Source organism: Streptomyces sp. RKAG293, assembly GCF_023701745.1.
In the GTDB taxonomy this organism is placed as follows: domain Bacteria; phylum Actinomycetota; class Actinomycetes; order Streptomycetales; family Streptomycetaceae; genus Actinacidiphila.
This window is the reverse complement of sequence record NZ_JAJOZB010000001.1, coordinates 5,165,251-5,181,488: the sequence shown is the minus strand read 5'-3', so window position 1 is coordinate 5,181,488 and position 16,238 is coordinate 5,165,251. Positions and strand designations below refer to the sequence as shown.

15 protein-coding genes are annotated in these 16,238 nt (G+C 70.7%); 6 read left to right on the top strand and 9 right to left on the bottom strand.

The window, feature by feature from the left end; translation table 11 throughout:
• Positions 1 to 63 precede the first annotated feature (63 nt).
• On the top strand, positions 64 to 1,824 hold the full coding sequence (argS, locus tag LNW72_RS23130; protein ID WP_250977144.1) for an arginine--tRNA ligase: 1,761 nt from the start codon (positions 64 to 66) through the stop codon (positions 1,822 to 1,824).
• 65 nt (positions 1,825 to 1,889) lie between these two features.
• Here argS and LNW72_RS23125 read toward each other — a convergent pair whose 3' ends face one another.
• The gene (locus tag LNW72_RS23125; protein WP_250977143.1) at positions 1,890 to 2,825 is read right to left on the bottom strand and encodes a hypothetical protein; all 936 of its coding nucleotides are present in this window, start codon (positions 2,823 to 2,825) and stop codon (positions 1,890 to 1,892) included.
• Between the two features lie 202 nt (positions 2,826 to 3,027).
• On the opposite strand from LNW72_RS23125, the gene LNW72_RS23120 reads away from it, so the two are divergent.
• Complete coding sequence (locus tag LNW72_RS23120; RefSeq protein WP_250977142.1) at positions 3,028 to 3,852, top strand: helix-turn-helix transcriptional regulator; 825 nt, start codon at positions 3,028 to 3,030, stop codon at positions 3,850 to 3,852.
• Complete coding sequence (locus tag LNW72_RS23115) at positions 3,849 to 4,088, top strand: DUF397 domain-containing protein (RefSeq protein WP_250977141.1); 240 nt, start codon at positions 3,849 to 3,851, stop codon at positions 4,086 to 4,088. The genes LNW72_RS23120 and LNW72_RS23115 overlap by 4 nt, the downstream gene beginning before the upstream one ends.
• Positions 4,089 to 4,095: 7 nt before the next feature.
• Here the strand turns inward: LNW72_RS23115 and hemB are convergent, their stop codons facing one another.
• From hemB to LNW72_RS23080, 7 genes are all read right to left on the bottom strand, one after another.
• Positions 4,096 to 5,091, bottom strand: coding sequence for a porphobilinogen synthase (gene hemB, locus LNW72_RS23110; protein ID WP_250977140.1), 996 nt, complete (start codon positions 5,089 to 5,091; stop codon positions 4,096 to 4,098).
• 285 nt (positions 5,092 to 5,376) lie between these two features.
• On the bottom strand, positions 5,377 to 6,993 hold the full coding sequence (locus LNW72_RS23105; RefSeq protein WP_250977139.1) for a uroporphyrinogen-III synthase: 1,617 nt from the start codon (positions 6,991 to 6,993) through the stop codon (positions 5,377 to 5,379).
• Positions 6,990 to 7,979 (bottom strand): hydroxymethylbilane synthase, encoded by a 990-nt coding sequence (hemC, locus tag LNW72_RS23100; RefSeq protein WP_250977138.1) that lies wholly within the window; start codon positions 7,977 to 7,979, stop codon positions 6,990 to 6,992. Before hemC ends, LNW72_RS23105 begins: the two co-directional genes overlap by 4 nt.
• A complete protein-coding gene (locus tag LNW72_RS23095) occupies positions 7,976 to 9,301 on the bottom strand; it encodes a glutamyl-tRNA reductase (protein ID WP_250977137.1) in 1,326 nt (441 codons plus the stop codon). Before LNW72_RS23095 ends, hemC begins: the two co-directional genes overlap by 4 nt.
• Positions 9,298 to 10,008, bottom strand: a complete 711-nt coding sequence (locus LNW72_RS23090; RefSeq protein ID WP_138355129.1) for a redox-sensing transcriptional repressor Rex — start codon at positions 10,006 to 10,008, stop codon at positions 9,298 to 9,300. The genes LNW72_RS23095 and LNW72_RS23090 overlap by 4 nt, the downstream gene beginning before the upstream one ends.
• A gap of 132 nt (positions 10,009 to 10,140) precedes the next feature.
• On the bottom strand, positions 10,141 to 10,875 hold the full coding sequence (locus LNW72_RS23085) for a 3'-5' exonuclease (protein ID WP_250977136.1): 735 nt from the start codon (positions 10,873 to 10,875) through the stop codon (positions 10,141 to 10,143).
• An 88-nt stretch (positions 10,876 to 10,963) separates the two neighbouring features.
• Positions 10,964 to 11,245, bottom strand: coding sequence for a glutaredoxin family protein (locus LNW72_RS23080; RefSeq protein WP_250977135.1), 282 nt, complete (start codon positions 11,243 to 11,245; stop codon positions 10,964 to 10,966).
• Positions 11,246 to 11,373: 128 nt separating this feature from the next.
• Here LNW72_RS23080 and LNW72_RS23075 point away from each other — a divergent pair, with 128 nt between their 5' ends.
• The 3 genes from LNW72_RS23075 to LNW72_RS23065 all read left to right on the top strand — a co-directional run bounded on the left by LNW72_RS23075 (position 11,374) and on the right by LNW72_RS23065 (position 14,908).
• Positions 11,374 to 12,282, top strand: a complete 909-nt coding sequence (locus LNW72_RS23075) for an HAD-IB family hydrolase (protein WP_250977134.1) — start codon at positions 11,374 to 11,376, stop codon at positions 12,280 to 12,282.
• Positions 12,283 to 12,648: 366 nt separating this feature from the next.
• Entirely contained in the window at positions 12,649 to 13,443 is a 795-nt protein-coding gene (locus LNW72_RS23070) for an ECF subfamily RNA polymerase sigma factor, BldN family (protein WP_138355125.1), read from the top strand.
• A gap of 232 nt (positions 13,444 to 13,675) precedes the next feature.
• Positions 13,676 to 14,908 carry a DUF5667 domain-containing protein gene (locus tag LNW72_RS23065; protein WP_250977133.1) on the top strand — a complete coding sequence of 411 codons (1,233 nt, stop codon included), beginning with the start codon at positions 13,676 to 13,678 and terminating at the stop codon, positions 14,906 to 14,908.
• Between the two features lie 85 nt (positions 14,909 to 14,993).
• Here LNW72_RS23065 and LNW72_RS23060 read toward each other — a convergent pair whose 3' ends face one another.
• Entirely contained in the window at positions 14,994 to 16,220 is a 1,227-nt protein-coding gene (locus tag LNW72_RS23060; RefSeq protein ID WP_250977132.1) for a lysophospholipid acyltransferase family protein, read from the bottom strand.
• Between the last annotated feature and the right edge of the window lie 18 nt (positions 16,221 to 16,238).

Sequence of the window (16,238 nt, the reverse complement as noted above, 5' to 3'; positions counted from 1 at the left end):
GATGCGGTCCCGTGGGATACTCGAAGGGTTTCCCACTCCCCCAACCGGAATGGCACCCACCCCATGGCCTCGGTCGCATCCCTTTCCGCCTCTGTCCAGCAGCGTGTCTCGGCCGCCCTGGCGGCCGCCGTGCCGTCGGCCGTCGATGCCGACCCGCTGCTGCGCCGAAGCGACCGGGCCGATTTCCAGGCCAACGGCGTGCTGGGCCTGGCGAAGAAGAACAAGGCGAACCCGCGGGAGCTCGCGGCCCAGGTCGTCGCCGGCCTGCCCGCCGACGAGCTGATCTCGGAGATCGAGGTGTCGGGCCCCGGCTTCCTCAACATCACCGTCTCCGACGCGGCGATCACCACCACGCTGGCCGCCCGCGCCGCCGACGACCGGCTCGGCGTGCCGCTGACCGCGGACCCCGGCACCACGGTGATCGACTACGCGCAGCCGAACGTGGCCAAGGAGATGCACGTCGGCCATCTGCGGTCGTCCGTGATCGGTGACGCCATCGCCAAGATCCTCGAGTTCGAGGGCGAGACGGTGATCCGCCGGCACCACATCGGCGACTGGGGCACCCAGTTCGGCATGCTCATCCAGTACCTGATCGAGCACCCGCACGAGCTGGACCACGCGGACGCCGACACCGACGGCGAGGCGTCGATGTCCCGCCTCAACCGGACGTACAAGGCGGCCAGGACGCTCTTCGACGCCGACGAGGCGTTCAAGGACCGGTCCCGCAAGCGGGTCGTGGACCTGCAGGCCGGGGAGCCGGAGACGCTCGCGCTCTGGCAGCGGTTCGTCGACGAGTCGAAGATCTACTTCTACTCGGTCTACAACAAGCTCGACATCGCGATCCAGGACGACGACATCGTCGGCGAGTCCGCCTACAACGACATGCTCGTCGAGACCTGCCGGATCCTGGAGGACACCGGCGTCGCGGTGCGCTCCAACGGCGCGCTCTGCGTCTTCTTCGACGAGATCAAGGGCAAGGACGGCGAGCCGGTCCCGCTCATCGTGCAGAAGGCGGACGGCGGCTTCGGCTACGCGGCCACCGACCTGTCGGCGATCCGCGACCGGACCGGCAACCTCAAGGCCGACACCCTCCTCTACGTGGTGGACGCCCGGCAGGCACTGCACTTCCGCATGGTCTTCGAGACCGCCCGGCGGGCCGGCTGGCTCACCGAAGAGGTCACCGTCAAGCACCTGCCGTTCGGCACGGTGCTGGGCAAGGACGGCAAGCCGTTCAAGACCCGTGAGGGCGAGACCGTCCGGCTGGTCGACCTGCTCGACGAGGCCGTCGAGCGGGCCACCGTCGTCGTCCGGGAGAAGAACGAGGAGCTCTCCGACGAGGAGGTCGCGGAGCGCGGCGCCGAGGTCGGCATCGGCGCGGTCAAGTACGCGGACCTGTCCACGTCACTCGGCCGCGACTACGTCTTCGACCTGGACCGGATGGTGTCCCTGACCGGCGACACGAGCGTGTACATCCAGTACGCGTTCGCCCGGACCCAGTCCATCCTCCGCAAGGCCGGAGCAGCCCGGGCCGTCGCCCGCCCGGAGCTGCCGCTGGCCCCGGCCGAGCGCGCGCTGGGCCTGCTGCTGGACGAGTTCGGTGACGCCCTCGCGGGTGTCGCGGACACCTACGAGCCGCACAAGCTGGCGTCCTACCTGTACGCGGTCTCCTCAGCCTTCGCGACGTTCTACGAGCAGTGCCCGGTCCTCAAGCCCGAGACTCCCGACGACGTCCGCGAGAACCGGCTCTTCCTCTGCACCCTGACCGGCCGCACGCTGCGCCAGGGAATGACCCTGCTGGGCATCCACACCCCTGACCAGCTCTGACCGCACGCAGAGGGGCCCGCCGGACGATCGTCCGGCGGGCCCCTCTGCGTATCCGGCGGAGCCGGTCAGGCGTTGTAGTGGATCGTGCCGCGCAGGGCGGGCGTGCCGCCGTCGCAGTGCTGGACGAACGTCGCGGCGAGGGCGGTGACGTTGCCCGCCGTGTCGGTGACGAGCTTGCTGATGGTGAACGTGCCGGTCGCCGTGCAGGCGCGTCCGTCGCCGAAGATCATCATGGCTGCGTCGCCGTTCACGCCCGTCGCCTGGTACGTGGTCCCCGCTGTGAGCTGCTGCCCACTGGGCGCGTCGAACAACGCGGTCCAGTAGTCACGCTTGCCCGACACCCCGTATTGCAGCCGGCTGGTGGACCCGCTGAGGGTGAAGGTGCTGGTGGAGCCGGTGTAGGAGGTGCTCTTCCCGCCGCCGATCCACTCCCCCTCGTCGCTGGAGTAGGAGTAGGACAGCGGAAAGGCGTGGTACTTGACGGTCCCCGTGAGCGCCGGCGCGGACGCCTGCTCGCAGTTCTGCGTGAAACTCGCGTCCAGGAGCGTCACCGCGCCCGAGGCGTCGGTCGCGATCTGGTTGACGGTGAACTGGCCGTACACCTCGTTGCAGCCGCGTCCGTCACCGCCGACGTCGAGTCCGGGTGACCGCCCGGTCCGGAACGGCGCGCGCTCCGCGCCCCGGTAGACGCCCGGCCGCAGGGTGTCGCCCTGGGGCGCGGCGAGTTCGACCCTCCAGTCGTCTCCCCCGCCGACGACGCGCACCGTCAGGTCGGCGCCCGTCCCCATGACCGTGACACCGGCCGCCGGAGCGGAGTACGAGGCGGTCCTCCCCTGGCCTATGTAGTCGCCCGCCGCGCTGGCGAACCGGTACGAGGTCGCCGCCACCGGCGCCGTCGCGGCCTGAGCAGGAGTGATGAGAGCACCGATCAGCCCGGCCGACGCCAGCAGACCGGTGAACAGCGCGCGGATGGCCCGACGGCCCCCGTTTTGTGCGTGCACAGATGAATTCCTCTCCAGGGAGGGCGAGTTGACCAACTCAACCTGCCCACCCACAACAGAGCTCGAACCTACTTTCGAAAAAGCCGCCCCTCAGCGGGCCCGCCGCGGCGGACGCTGCGCCAGGGCGCGTACGGCCCCGTACGGATTGCGCGTACGGGTTTGTTCGAGGTCAGGTACGGGCCCCGGTGGGAAGTTGGCCACCATGTGCGCCTGGCAGAAGCCGAAGAAGAACGCCTCAGCGGTACGACTGGTAGGCGCCCAAGTGGCCTTGTTCCGCAGGGTCGCCCGCCTCACCCAGCGCGAACTGGCCGAACGCCTGTGTCTCGCCGAGGAGTCCGTCGCGTCGATCGAACAGGGCAGACGCCCGCTCAAGCCGGACCTGGCGGAGCAGTTGGACCGGGTCCTGGAGACCAAGGGCGCGCTGGCGGTCGCGGTGCAGAACCTGCCGGAGATGGACAGGTACCCGGTGTGGGCGGAGGAGTTCATGGACCGCGAGCGGGAGGCGGTCGCCTTGTCGTCGTACGAGAACCAGGTGCTTCCGGGCCTGCTCCAGACGGAGGGGTACGCGCGGGCGACCTTCCGGAGCAACATCCCGGCGCTCAGTGAAGAGGAGATCGACCACCGGGTCGCGGCACGCAGCGAACGCCAGGATCTCCTGCACCGTAAAGAACCACCAAGCGCCAGCTTCATCATTGCCGAAGCCATCCTGATGGACCGCCTAGGCGGCGAAGTGGTGTTCCAGGAACAGTTGCGGCAGCTGCGCGAGCGTGCGGATCTCCCCGGACTCTGCCTCCAGATCATGCCGTTCGGCCGTCAGACCCATGCAGCACTCGCCGGCCCCTTCGTCCTACTGGAAACACCTGACCACGATCACCTGGCGTACACCGAAGCCCAGCGCGGCAGCCACCTCATCTCCGACCCCGATGAGGTCAGCATCCTGGCGCGGAAATATGCGATGCTGCGGACACAGGCCCTCAACCCAGAGGAATCCAAGGGCCTGTTGGACCGGCTGCTAGGAGATCGATGAACACCGCACCGACGTGGTTCAAGTCCAGCTACAGCGGCAGCGACGGCGGCAACTGCCTCGAAGTCGCGTACGCGTGGCGCAAGTCCAGCCACAGCAGCGACGAAGGCGGCAACTGCGTCGAGGTCGCCACCCACCCCGCCGCCGTGCACGTCCGCGACTCCAAGGACCCCGACGGCCCGGCCCTCACCTTCACCCCCGACGCCTGGGCCGCCTTCACCGCCTACGTCGCGTCGTAGGACGGCATCAGCCCTCGCGGCCCAGCCGCTGCGCGACCTCGGTCGCCCAATACGTAAGGATCATGTTCGCCCCGGCCCGCCGCACACACGTGAGCGTCTCCAGGATGGTGCGGTCACGGTCGATCCACCCATTGGCGGCGGCCGCCTCGACCATCGCGTACTCGCCGCTGACCTGGTACGCGGCCACCGGAACGTCGACCGTGTCGGCGACCTTCCGCAGCACGTCCAGATAGGGCAGCGCCGGCTTGACCATCACCATGTCGGCGCCCTCGGCGAGGTCGAGTGCCAGTTCGCGCAGCGACTCGCGGAAGTTCGCCGGGTCCTGCTGGTAGGTCTTGCGGTCTCCCGTCAGCGACGAGTCGACGGCCTCGCGGAAGGGCCCGTAGAAGGCCGACGCGTACTTCGCCGTGTACGCCAGGATCGACACGTCCTCATACCCGACCGCGTCCAACGCGTCGCGAACGATGCCGACCTGACCGTCCATCATCCCGGACGGCCCCACCACATGAACGCCCGCGTCGGCCTGCACCTGCGCCATCTCGGCGTAGCGCTCCAGCGTCGCGTCGTTGTCGACCCGGCCCTGCGCGTCGAGCACTCCGCAGTGGCCGTGGTCGGTGAATTCGTCCAGACACAGATCGGACATCACCACAACGGCGTCCCCGACCTCGGAGACCACGTCACGGATGGCGACCTGCAGCACGCCGTCCGGCTCGGTGCCCTGCGTGCCGAGCGCGTCCTTCACCGCCGGCACACCGAACAGCATGATCCCGCCGACGCCCGCCTCGGCCGCCTCCAGGGCCGCCTTACGGAGCGTGTCACGGGTGTGCTGGAACACGCCGGGCATGGAGGAGACCGCCACCGGCTCCCGGATGCCCTCGCGGATGAACATCGGCAGGATCAGCTCAGCGGGGTTCAGCCGGGTCTCGGCGACCAGGCGCCGCATCGCCGGACTGGTGCGCAGCCTGCGGGGGCGCGCTCCGGGGAAATCACCGTAGCCAGTCATGTCCGTGCCTTCCTCCAACACCGGAGCCATTCCAGACGTCCACGCTACGCCCGGTCCCAGCATGCTCTTCCCGACTACACGTCGGCCGGAGCGCAGGATGACCACGGACAGGGGGCACGCCCACCCACTGACCGGAGGGGACGTGGCGGGGTGTCCCCGCAGGACAGCGAACGAATCCGACCGTCACTTCGAAGCCGGCACGAGCGTTCGCTGTCCGAGGAGTCACCCCGGCGCGGCCCCGCCCGTCAGAGCGGACCCGCACCGAACATCACCCACAAACGGCCGTCAGACCCTGGCCCGCCGCCGCGACCCAGGCCGCCGCTCACTCGGCCGCGTCACAGGATCGCCCGCGTCCTCCGCCGCCAGCCGCCGCGCCGTGCCGAAATCGGCCAGCGCCTGCGCCAGCGCATGCACGGACGGCTCCGGCGACATCACGTCGACCCGCAGCCCGTGCTCCTCCGCCGTCTTCGCCGTCGCGGGACCGATGCACGCGATCACCGTGACGTTGTGCGGCTTGCCGGCGATGCCGACCAGGTTCCGGACCGTGCTCGACGACGTGAAGAGCACCGCGTCGAACCCGCCGCCCTTGATCGCTTCCCGAGTGTCCGCGGGCGGAGGCGAGGCCCGCACCGTCCGGTAGGCGGTGACGTCGTCGACCTCCCACCCGAGCTCCACCAAGCCCGCCACCAGCGTCTCGGTGGCGATGTCGGCGCGCGGCAGGAAGACGCGGTCGATCGGGTCGAAGACCGGATCGTACGGCGGCCAGTCCTCCAGCAGTCCGGCCGCGGACTGCTCACCGCTCGGCACGAGATCCGGCTTCACGCCGAACTCGACCAGCGACTGGGCGGTCTGCTCGCCGACCGCGGCGACCTTGATCCCCGCGAAGGCGCGGGCGTCGAGCCCGTACTCCTCGAACTTCTCCCGCACCGCCTTCACCGCGTTGACCGACGTGAACGCGATCCACTCATAACGCCCGGTGACCAGGCCCTTGACCGCCCGCTCCATCTGCTGCGGGGTGCGCGGCGGCTCGACGGCGATCGTCGGCACCTCGTGCGGGACCGCGCCGTACGAGCGCAGCTGGTCCGACAGCGAGGCGGCCTGCTCCTTGGTGCGCGGCACCAGGACGCGCCAGCCGAACAGCGGCTTGGTCTCGAACCAGGACAGCTGGGCGCGCTGCAGACTGCGCTGCCCCACCACGGCTATCGCCGCGATCGGGCCCTCCGGTGTCGGCAGGGCCTTGGTGGCCTTGAGCTCGGAGGCGATCGTGGCCAGGGTCGCGGTCCAGGTGCGCTGCCGGGTCGTCGTACCGGCGACCGTGACCGACAGCGGGGTGTCGGGCTTGCGGCCCGCCGCCATCAGTTCGGCGGCGGTGGCGACCACGGTCTGCAGCGTGGTGGTGAGGACCAGCGTGGCGTCGCTCGCGCCGACCTCGCTCCAGCAGCGGTCGGAGGCGGTGGCGGCGTCGACGAAACGGACGTCGGCGCTGAGCGGGACCCCGGCGTAGGCGGGTACGCCCATGGCCGCGGAGACGCCCGGTACGACCTCGAAGGGGATGCCGGCCGCCGCGCAGGCGAGCATCTCGCTCGCCGTGCAGTTGTCCAGGCCGGGATCACCCGCTACCGCACGGACGACCCGCTTGCCGGTGCGTGCGGACGTCATGACAAGCTGGGTGGCGGCAGCGGAGGCGTCCAACGCGCCCTCGCCTGCCGCTGGTTCAGCCGTGCCCACATCTGCTCGGGCGTGCGTACGCACGACCTCCAGCACGTGCGGCTCGCCGACCAGCATGTCGGCATGAGCCAGCGCCTCGACGGCGCGCAGGGTCAACAGCCCGGGATCACCGGGCCCGGCACCGAGGAAGGTGACGTGGCCGAGGCCGGAGTGATTGACGGCGGTGGGGCTCAAAGTTCGCGCTCCCCCATAAGACCGGCTGCGCCCTTGGCGAGCATCTCGGCCGCGAGTTCGCGACCGAGAACCGCGGCGTCATCCGCGGACTCAGGGGTTGCACCAGTGATGGACATCTGCACCAGCTGGGTGCCGTCGGTCGTGCCGACGACCCCCCGCAGGCGCAGCTCGGAAATCTGCCCGTCGGCCACCAGGTCGGCGAGCGCGCCCACAGGGGCGGAGCAGCCGGCCTCAAGGGCGGCGAGCAGTGATCGTTCCGCGGTGACGGCGGCCCGGGTGAACGGGTCGTCGAGCTCCGCGAGCTGTGCGGCCAGTGCCAGTCCCGCCGGGTTACCGGCGGCACATTCGACGGCCAGCGCCCCCTGTCCGGGGGCGGGCAGGACGGCTTCGACGGGGATCAGCTGGGTCGCCTCACCGAGGCGGCCGAGACGGCTGAGCCCGGCGGCGGCCAGGACGACGGCGTCGAGTTCGCCGGAGGTGACGAAGCCGATGCGGGTGTCGACGTTGCCTCGGATCGGCACCGTCTCGACCGCTCCGCCCAGGCTGTGGGCCCAGGCGTTCAACTGCGCCATCCTGCGCGGCGATCCGGTGCCGACGCGGGCCGGCCGGCCCAGCGCGGCGGCGGCCGCCACGAGTTCCTCGAACGTCAGCCCGTCGCGGGCCACGAGCGCGTCGCGCGGGTCCTCGCGGACCGGGATCGCGGCGAGCGTGAGGCCCTCGGCGGGAGTCGTCGGCAGGTCCTTGAGCGAGTGCACGGCGAAGTCGATCTCACCGGCGAGCAGCGCGTCCCGCAGCGCGGAGACGAAGACTCCGGTGCCGCCGATCTGCGCGAGCTGCTCGCGGGAGACATCCCCGAACGTGGTGATCTCGACGAGCTCGACCGGTCTGCCGGTCAGCTGGCGCACCTGCTCCGCCACCATGCCGGACTGCGCCATGGCGAGCTTGCTGCGCCGGGTGCCCAATTTCAATGCGGTGGGGCCGTTCATGGCCGCCCTCGATTCGGGTCGTCGGCCCTGCTGACGGCGGCGACCGCCTGCGGGTCGAGGTCGAAGAGTTCACGCAGCGCGTCGGCGTACCCGGCGCCGCCGGGTTCGCCCGCGAGCTGCTTGACCCGCACGGTGGGCGCGTGCAGGAGCTTGTCGACGACGCGGCGCACGGTCTGGGTGATCTCCGAGCGCAGCTTGTCGTCCAGGTCGGGGAGCCGTCCGTCGAGCCGGGTGAGTTCACCGGTGACGACATCGGCGGCCATCGCGCGCAGCGCGACGACGGTGGGGGTGATGCGGGCGGCGCGCTGGGCGGCGCCGAAGGCACCGACCTCGGCGGCGACGATCTTGCGGACCTCGTCGACGTCGGCGGCCATCGGGGCGTCCGCGGAGGCCTCGGCGAGCGACTCTATGTCGACCAGGTGGGCGCCTTCGAGGCCGTGCACGGCGGCGTCGACGTCGCGCGGCATGGCCAGGTCGAGCAGGGCCAGCGGTGCGGCGCCGGCGCCGGTCGCGGTGCGGGTGGCGACGGCGGCGGCGACGGTGGCGTGGTCCAGGACCAGCCCGGTCGCCCCGGTACACGACACGACGAGGTCGGCCGAGGCCAGTTCGCCGGCGACGGCGTCGAAGTCGGCGGCCCGGCCGCCGAGCTGGGCGGCGAGCCGCTCCGCGCGGTCGGCGGTGCGGTTGGCGATGACGAGTTCGGTGACGCCCGCGCGGGCCAGGGTCGCGGCGGCGAGCGAGGACATCGAGCCCGCGCCGACCACCAGCACGCGCTTACCGGCCAGCGGGCCGGTGGTGGCGGCCAGTTGGTCGAGGCCGAAGGTGACGAGGGACTGCCCGGCCCGGTCGATGCCGGTCTCGCTGTGGGCGCGCTTGCCGACCCGCAGGGCCTGCTGGAACAGGTCGTTGAGGAGCCGTCCCGCGGTGTGCAGCTCCTGGCCGAGGGCGAGCGCGTCCTTGATCTGGCCGAGGATCTGGCCCTCGCCGACCACCATGGAGTCCAGGCCGCAGGCGACCGAGAACAGGTGGTGGACCGCCCGGTCCTCGTAGTGCACATAAAGATAAGGAGTGAGCTCTTCGAGGCCGACGCCGCTGTGCAGCGACAGCAGCATCGACAGCTCGGCGACGCCCGCGTGGAACTTGTCCACGTCCGCGTACAGCTCGATGCGGTTGCAGGTGGCGAGCACCGCCGCTTCGGTCGCGGGCTCGGCGGCCAGCGCGTCCTGCAGCAGTTTGGCCTTGGCCTCATCCGTGAGCGCGGCCCGCTCCAGCAAGCTGACCGGGGCGCTGCGGTGGCTCAGGCCGACGACGAGAACACTCATGCCGGCATCACGGCGGGCACGTCCCCGTCCGGGCCCTGGCCCTGCTCGCCGGCCTTGCGCTGCTCGTGGAACGCGAGGATCTGCAGTTCGATGGAGAGGTCGACCTTGCGGACGTCGACGCCCTCGGGGACCTGCAGCACGGTCGGCGCGAAGTTCAGGATGGAGGTGACGCCCGCGGTGACGAGGCGGTCGCAGACCTCCTGCGCGGCGCCGGCCGGGGTCGCGATGACACCGATCGACACCTGGTTGTCCTCGACGATCGCTTCCAGCTCGTCGATGTGCCGGACCGGGAGTCCGGCGACCAGCTTCCCGGCGAGGGCCGCGTCGGCGTCCATGAGGGCCGCGACGCGGAAACCACGGGAGGCGAAGCCGCCGTAGTTGGCAAGAGCGGCGCCGAGGTTGCCGATACCGACGATCACGACCGGCCAGTCCTGGGTGAGGCCCAGTTCACGGGAGATCTGGTAGACGAGGTACTCGACGTCGTAGCCGACGCCGCGGGTCCCGTAGGAGCCGAGGTAGGAGAAGTCCTTGCGCAGCTTCGCGGAGTTGACGCCCGCGGCGGTCGCGAGTTCCTCCGACGACACCGTGGGCACCGAACGCTCGGAGAGCGTGGTGAGAGCCCGCAGGTACAGCGGAAGCCTGGCGACGGTGGCCTCGGGGATACCTCGGCTGCGGGTCGCCGGTCGGTGAGAACGGCTAGTTGCCACGATGCTCCTGCGGATAGAGCGTAGACGTCCAGGGACCACAGTCCCCGGGGCCGCCCCGTGCATGCCAGGCTATGTCTTTGTGAACGCGTGCACAAAGATAGTGTCCGCTTTGTCCAGGGGAAGTGACCGGCATCACGCACTCCCATTCCGGACATTAGGAACCATTTGCTGTGCCGAATCGTTCCACCCCTTCGGGTCGTTCGATATTTCCGCCGACCGGTCCGCCGGACGATCAGCGGAGCGCCGCCCCAGCCAGAGCGCGTCGGCCGCCGGCAGATGCGCGATCACCGGCCACTCCACTCCCGCCGCGGCCTCCACCGCTCCGGGCACGCCGGCCCGGTCCGGTGCGTCCGCCGCGTAATGGGCGAACAGCCGCGCGGTGGCCCGTGCGTCACCCAGCGCCGTGTGCGCCGCCCAGTCACCCAGTCCGGCGTCCGCTACGCAAGCCCCCAGCGAGAATCCGCGCGGAGCGGGCACCCGGGAGATCGCCATCCGCATGGTGCACAACTCCGGCACGGCCGGCAGCGTCACCCCGAGCCGCGCGTACTCCGCGGCCAGGAACGCCCGGTCACAGCCCACGTTGTGCCCCACCAGCACCCTGCCGCGCAGCAGCCCCAGCAGTTTCGGCGCGATCCCCGCGAACGTCGGCGCGCCACCGAGGTGGTGCCCCTCGATGCCATGGATGTGGGTCGGGCCGACCGGCCCCTCGGGATCGATCAACGTACTGAACTCACCCTGCGGGAAGCGCTCCCGGTCGAGCAGCACGACCGCCACCTCGACCACCCGGTGCCGCCGTGAACTGGACCCGGTGGCCTCCAGGTCCACGACGGCATAGCCGCCAGACCCCTGGAACCGTCCGGAGAGCACGCGCCCACACTCCTCACGCCTAGCCCCCGGGTGTACAAAACGAACTCGATGGTAATCGAATACGCGCACCACGAGTAACGCGCGCAAATCACCTGCCGGTCAGGGCGGTCCGCAGCCGCTGCTCGTCGACCCGCCAGAAGTCGTGCTGCTCGCCGTCGACCAGCACCACCGGAATCTGCTCCCAGTACTTGCGGTACAGCTCCTCGTCCTGCGTGATGTCCCGCTCCTCGACCCGGGAACCGAGCTCCCCCGCGACCTTCTCGATCACGGCGCGGGCGTCGTCGCACAGATGGCAGCCGGGCTTGCCGATCAGCGTCACGGTGCGGTCGGCGGGATCCTTGCGGGCGCCACGGCGCAGGAGAGGACTCATTCGAGACATTGTGCCCCCGACCGCTTCCGGTGGACCCGCCCGGCGGGTAACACGTACGTCGCGAGGAGTTCACGCCTTCGCTCCTTACCCGGCAAGGACCGGCCGAACAGAATGGCTATGCTCGCCGCATGGCCGCTTTGCAATGGCTCACCCCCCGTAGGCGCTCCGCCACCGCGCGCAGCGTGCTGGCAGGCGAGGCCGCGGCCGAGGCCGCACTCGCGGCGCCGGAGAAGGAACCCGCCGCGCCCGACTTCCCCGTCGTGGGGGATCCGCACGCCGCCGCCTTCTTCGACCTCGACAACACCGTGATGCAGGGCGCCGCGATCTTCCACTTCGGCCGCGGACTGTACAAGCGGAAGTTCTTCCACAAGCGCGAGCTCGCCCGCTTCGCCTGGCAGCAGGCCTGGTTCCGGCTCGCCGGGTCCGAGGACCCCGAGCACATGCAGGACGCGCGGGACAGCGCGCTGTCGATCGTCAAGGGGCACCGCGTCGAGGAGCTCATGGCGATCGGCGAGGAGATCTACGACGAGTACATGGCCGAGAAGATCTGGCCGGGCACCCGGGCGCTCGCCCAGGCCCACCTCGACGCGGGCCAGCGGGTCTGGCTGGTCACGGCCGCGCCCGTGGAGACCGCGACGATCATCGCCCGCCGGCTCGGCCTGACCGGCGCGCTGGGCACCGTCGCCGAATCCGTCGGCGGCGTCTACACCGGCCGGCTGGTCGGCGAACCGCTGCACGGCCCGTCCAAGGCCGAGGCGGTCCGGGCGCTCGCCGCCGCCGAGGGACTGCAACTGTCCCGCTGCGCCGCGTACAGCGACTCGGCGAACGACATCCCGATGCTGTCACTGGTCGGACACCCGTACGCGATCAACCCCGACACGCGGCTGCGCAAGCACGCCCGCGCCCAGGGCTGGCGGCTGCGCGACTACCGCACCGGCCGCAAGGCCGCGAAGATCGGCATCCCGGCCGCGGCCGGAGTGGGCGCCGTCGCCGGCGGCGCGGTCGCCGCGGTCGCGATCCACCGACGCCGCCGCTAGCTCCGGGGCGCCGGCACGGTCGGCGCGGGCCGCCGGACCGTCCCGACACGGCCGGCGCGCCACGTTCCGGCGGTCCGTCGTACCCCCTCTGGACCCACCGCAGTCGCAGCACTGCCACACAGCCACAACACGCACTCCCCGCGAGCAATTCACGAACAGATACGGTCAACTTCGTTTCAATGTTCGATAATTGATCGATCACCAATGCACCAAGGAACCGACGTAACCGGCGATTTAGGCAACACGGTGTAGCGCCGCCTGTACGAAGCGTTATTCTCCTCAGACGCAATCGGAACCCACACGTCGACCACGGCGGGTGCACGGTCCCGTACTGCACGTGATGGAAGTTCTGCCTCTGGGAGTCCCGTGTACCCACACGACGGGGTTGACACCTCCGGCCTGGCAACGCTGCGCGCATTGGTGAACGACTGCCTGCGTGTCGTCCCCGCGTTCGCCGAGCCCGCCCTCGCCACGCCCTTTCCCGCCGGCCCCGCGTACGCACTGGCCGAAGTCAGCACCGCCGCAGGCAGACGCACCCGGAACAACCCTCAGAGCGGCTCCGGCAGCAACGCCGCCGGAGGACCGACCGCTCGCCGTCCCGCCGCGGACAGTGACAGCGGCCGGATGATGGACCTCGTCGAGCGGGCCCAGGCCGGCGAGACCGAGGCCTTCGGCCGGCTCTACGACCACTACTCCGACACCGTCTACCGCTACATCTACTACCGCGTCGGCGGCAAGGCGACCGCCGAGGACCTGACCAGTGAGACGTTCCTGCGCGCCCTGCGCCGGATCGGCACCTTCACCTGGCAGGGCCGCGACTTCGGCGCGTGGCTCGTCACCATCGCCCGCAACCTGGTCGCCGACCACTTCAAGTCCAGCCGCTTCCGGCTCGAGGTCACCACCGGCGAGATGCTCGACGCCAACGAGGTCGAGCGCAGCCCCGAGGACTCGGTGCTGGAATCGCTGTCCAACGAGGCGCTGCTCGTCGCCGTCAGGAAACTCAACCCCCAGCAGCAGGAGTGCGTGACGCTGCGCTTCCTGCAGGGCCTGTCGGTCGCCGAGACCGCACGCATCATGGGCAAGAACGAAGGGGCGATCAAGACCCTTCAGTACCGCGCCGTGCGAACCCTGGCCAGACTTCTCCCCGAAGACGCCCGGTGAGACTGAGTTGTCCCTTTTTCCCCACCCTCTCCGGCCTTTTTTCCGGCCGCTCCGGTCCGATCATCATGACCGCGTAACCCAACTGGCGCGGCGCTCGTTGCACCACATGCAGACACCTCTCTGCCGCGCTCTGGCCGCTTCCAGTCACTCGATTGGGTGGACAGAAACAAGGAATGCAACCTTCCGGGCGGCTTCGGGAGTCGAGTGTGGATGACGAGAGGAGGTGCCGCCCATGATCGGACAAGCAACGGCACACCGTCGGGCGAACGCCTTCGCCCAGGCCCTTGAGACTGCCGGTTTTCCGGGGGAAGACCCCCGGAACTCCGACAGCCCACCCCAGGAGCCCGCCGGCGAACACGGCGCCCATGCCACGGACCGGCACGCCGACCCCGATCAGGGGCAGCTGCTGGCTCTGGTCGGCGCCATCGGCAACCGGCAGCCGCCGGTGCTGAGCGCCGAGGCGAAGACGGTGCAACGTGCCCAACTGATCGCCGCGATGGAGACCGCGCTCGCCGACGGCAGCCTTGAGGTCTCCCCCAAGGTCCCCGAGCAACGCACCGGCGGCGCCCACCGCGCCACCGGGCTCGGGAAACTCAGGCCGCGTTCCCGCTGGTCCCGCCGGCTCGCCGCCGGCGGGCTCTCCGTGGGCGTCGCGGCCGGGGCCCTCGGCGGAGTCGCGGCGGCCAGTACGAACGCACTGCCAGGGGACACCCTCTACGGCCTCAAACGGGGCATGGAGGATCTCAAGCTGGACATGGCCAACAACGACGCCTCCCGAGGAAGCGTCTATCTGGACATGGCGGCGACCCGCATGCAGGAGGCCAGGCGCCTCATGGAGCGCGGTCGCTCGGGCGAGCTCGACAGTGAATCGGTCGGCGAGGTCCGCCGGGCGCTCTCCGGTATGCACCAGGAGGCCGCGGAAGGCCACCGGCTGCTCACCGAGGCGTACCAGCGGGACGGCTCGCTGCAGCCGATGGAGCTGCTGAACGAGTTCAACGCCTCGCACCGCGAAGGCTGGAGCCAGCTGCGCGACCGGCTGCCCAGTCAGCTCGGTGATGTGAGCAGTCAGGTGACGTCGGTCTTCGACGCCATAGAGCACGATGTCGCGCCGCTGGCCGGCAAGCTCCCGAAACCCCAGGGCAGCGAAGGCCCCGCGCACCGTCAGACCGGCAAACCCGGTTCCGTCGGTACCGGGCACAGCGGCACAGCGACGCCGGCGCCGCACGCCCCCGCCACCGCGGAAGGCCACAGCGGCACACCGGGCACCACCGACAGCCCGAGCGCCGGCGCCGACAAGGACCATCTGCTCGGCGGTACGGACGGACTGCTTCCCCCGTCACCGGGCACCGGCGGCGAGAAGCCGTCCGACCCGGCGGCCTCCACCCCGCCGTCCGTCAACCTGCCCCCGCTGCTCCCCGGCCTGCTCCCGGGCCTCGGCCTCGGGGCGGAGGACGCCAAGGAGTAACCGGCGGTCGTGCATCGGAAAGGGGGGTCCGGGCCAATGGCCCGGACCCCCCTTTCCCGTCCGAACGAGCAGGTCTCAGCAGAACTCAGAAGAACACGGACCGCCGCTGCACCAGGAGCTTGTACAGCGTGTGCTGGATCGTCTCCCGCACCTGGTCCGTCAGGTTGAAGACCAGCATCGGGTCCTCCGCCGCCTCCGGCGGGTAGTGGTCGGTCCTGATCGGCTCGCCGAACTGGATCGTCCACTTCGTCGGCAGCGGCACCAGGCCCAGCGGCCCCAGCCAGGGGAACGTCGGCGTGACCGGGAAGTACGGCACGCCCAGCAGCCGCGCCAGCGTCTTGGAGTTGCCGACCATGGGGTAGATCTCCTCCGCGCCCACGATCGAGCACGGAATGATCGGCGCCCCGGTCTTCAGCGCCGTCGCGACGAAACCGCCGCGCCCGAAGCGCTGCAGCTTGTAGCGGTCGGCGAAGGGCTTGCCGAGGCCCTTGAAGCCCTCCGGCATCACCCCGACGACCTCACCGCGCTCCAGCAGCAACTGGGCGTCCTCGGTGCAGGCCAGCGTGTGGCCCGCCTTACGGGCCAGCTCGTTCACCACCGGCAGCACGAAGACCAGGTCGGCGGCGAGCAGCCGCAGATGGCGGCCGGCCGGGTGGTGGTCGTGGACGGCGACCTGCGCCATCAGCCCGTCCAGCGGCAGCGTCCCGGAATGGTTCGCGACCACCAGGGCCCCGCCCTCGGCCGGGATGTTCTCGATGCCCTTGACCTCGACCCGGAAGTACTGGTCGAAGAACGGCCGCAGCACCGACATGAGCACCTGGTCGGTGAGCTGCTCGTCGTAACCGAACTCGTCGACCTCGTAGTCGCCGGTGATCCGGCGCCGCAGGAACGACAGCCCGTGCGCGACCTTCCGGTCCCAGCGGGCGCCCATCAGCCGCTCGGCCGCACCGCCGAGCACATCGCCCAGGGCCTCGGCGACCCCCGACGCCGGCGCCGTGCGCGGCGCGCCACCGCCGTCGGTGACTCCGGTGCCTCCCGTCGCCCCCGGGGCACCCGCGAGGCCGTCCTGGCCCTGCTGCACGCCCTCAGGGGCCCTCGCGGGCGGGCCCGCGGGGTCGGCGTCGTCGCGCGGAGCGCGCGGCTCCGGTGCGCCGGCCGGTTCGTTCGGGAACTCCGCCGGGACGGCGGACAGCGGTGTCGCCGACGCGGCCCCTTCGTTCTTCTTGCGGGACCCCGCCCGTCCGCGCGGCCGGCCCGGCCCCCGACGGGCACGGGTGTCCTCGTCGAACGGGATGACCTTGGCGTCCGCCATGCTGCGGCTCCTCCTCGT

What these genes read in the sequence shown, in the direction of transcription:
- argS (WP_250977144.1), top strand. Translation starts at nt 64, where the DNA reads ATGGCCTCGGTCGCATCCCTTTCCGCCTCTGTCCAGCAGCGTGTCTCG.
- LNW72_RS23120 (WP_250977142.1), top strand. Translation starts at nt 3,028, where the DNA reads ATGTGCGCCTGGCAGAAGCCGAAGAAGAACGCCTCAGCGGTACGACTG.
- LNW72_RS23115 (WP_250977141.1), top strand. Translation starts at nt 3,849, where the DNA reads ATGAACACCGCACCGACGTGGTTCAAGTCCAGCTACAGCGGCAGCGAC.
- hemB (WP_250977140.1), bottom strand. Translation starts at nt 5,091, where the DNA reads ATGACTGGCTACGGTGATTTCCCCGGAGCGCGCCCCCGCAGGCTGCGC.
- hemC (WP_250977138.1), bottom strand. Translation starts at nt 7,979, where the DNA reads ATGAACGGCCCCACCGCATTGAAATTGGGCACCCGGCGCAGCAAGCTC.
- LNW72_RS23095 (WP_250977137.1), bottom strand. Translation starts at nt 9,301, where the DNA reads ATGAGTGTTCTCGTCGTCGGCCTGAGCCACCGCAGCGCCCCGGTCAGC.
- LNW72_RS23080 (WP_250977135.1), bottom strand. Translation starts at nt 11,245, where the DNA reads ATGAGTCCTCTCCTGCGCCGTGGCGCCCGCAAGGATCCCGCCGACCGC.
- LNW72_RS23075 (WP_250977134.1), top strand. Translation starts at nt 11,374, where the DNA reads ATGGCCGCTTTGCAATGGCTCACCCCCCGTAGGCGCTCCGCCACCGCG.
- LNW72_RS23065 (WP_250977133.1), top strand. Translation starts at nt 13,676, where the DNA reads ATGATCGGACAAGCAACGGCACACCGTCGGGCGAACGCCTTCGCCCAG.
- LNW72_RS23060 (WP_250977132.1), bottom strand. Translation starts at nt 16,220, where the DNA reads ATGGCGGACGCCAAGGTCATCCCGTTCGACGAGGACACCCGTGCCCGT.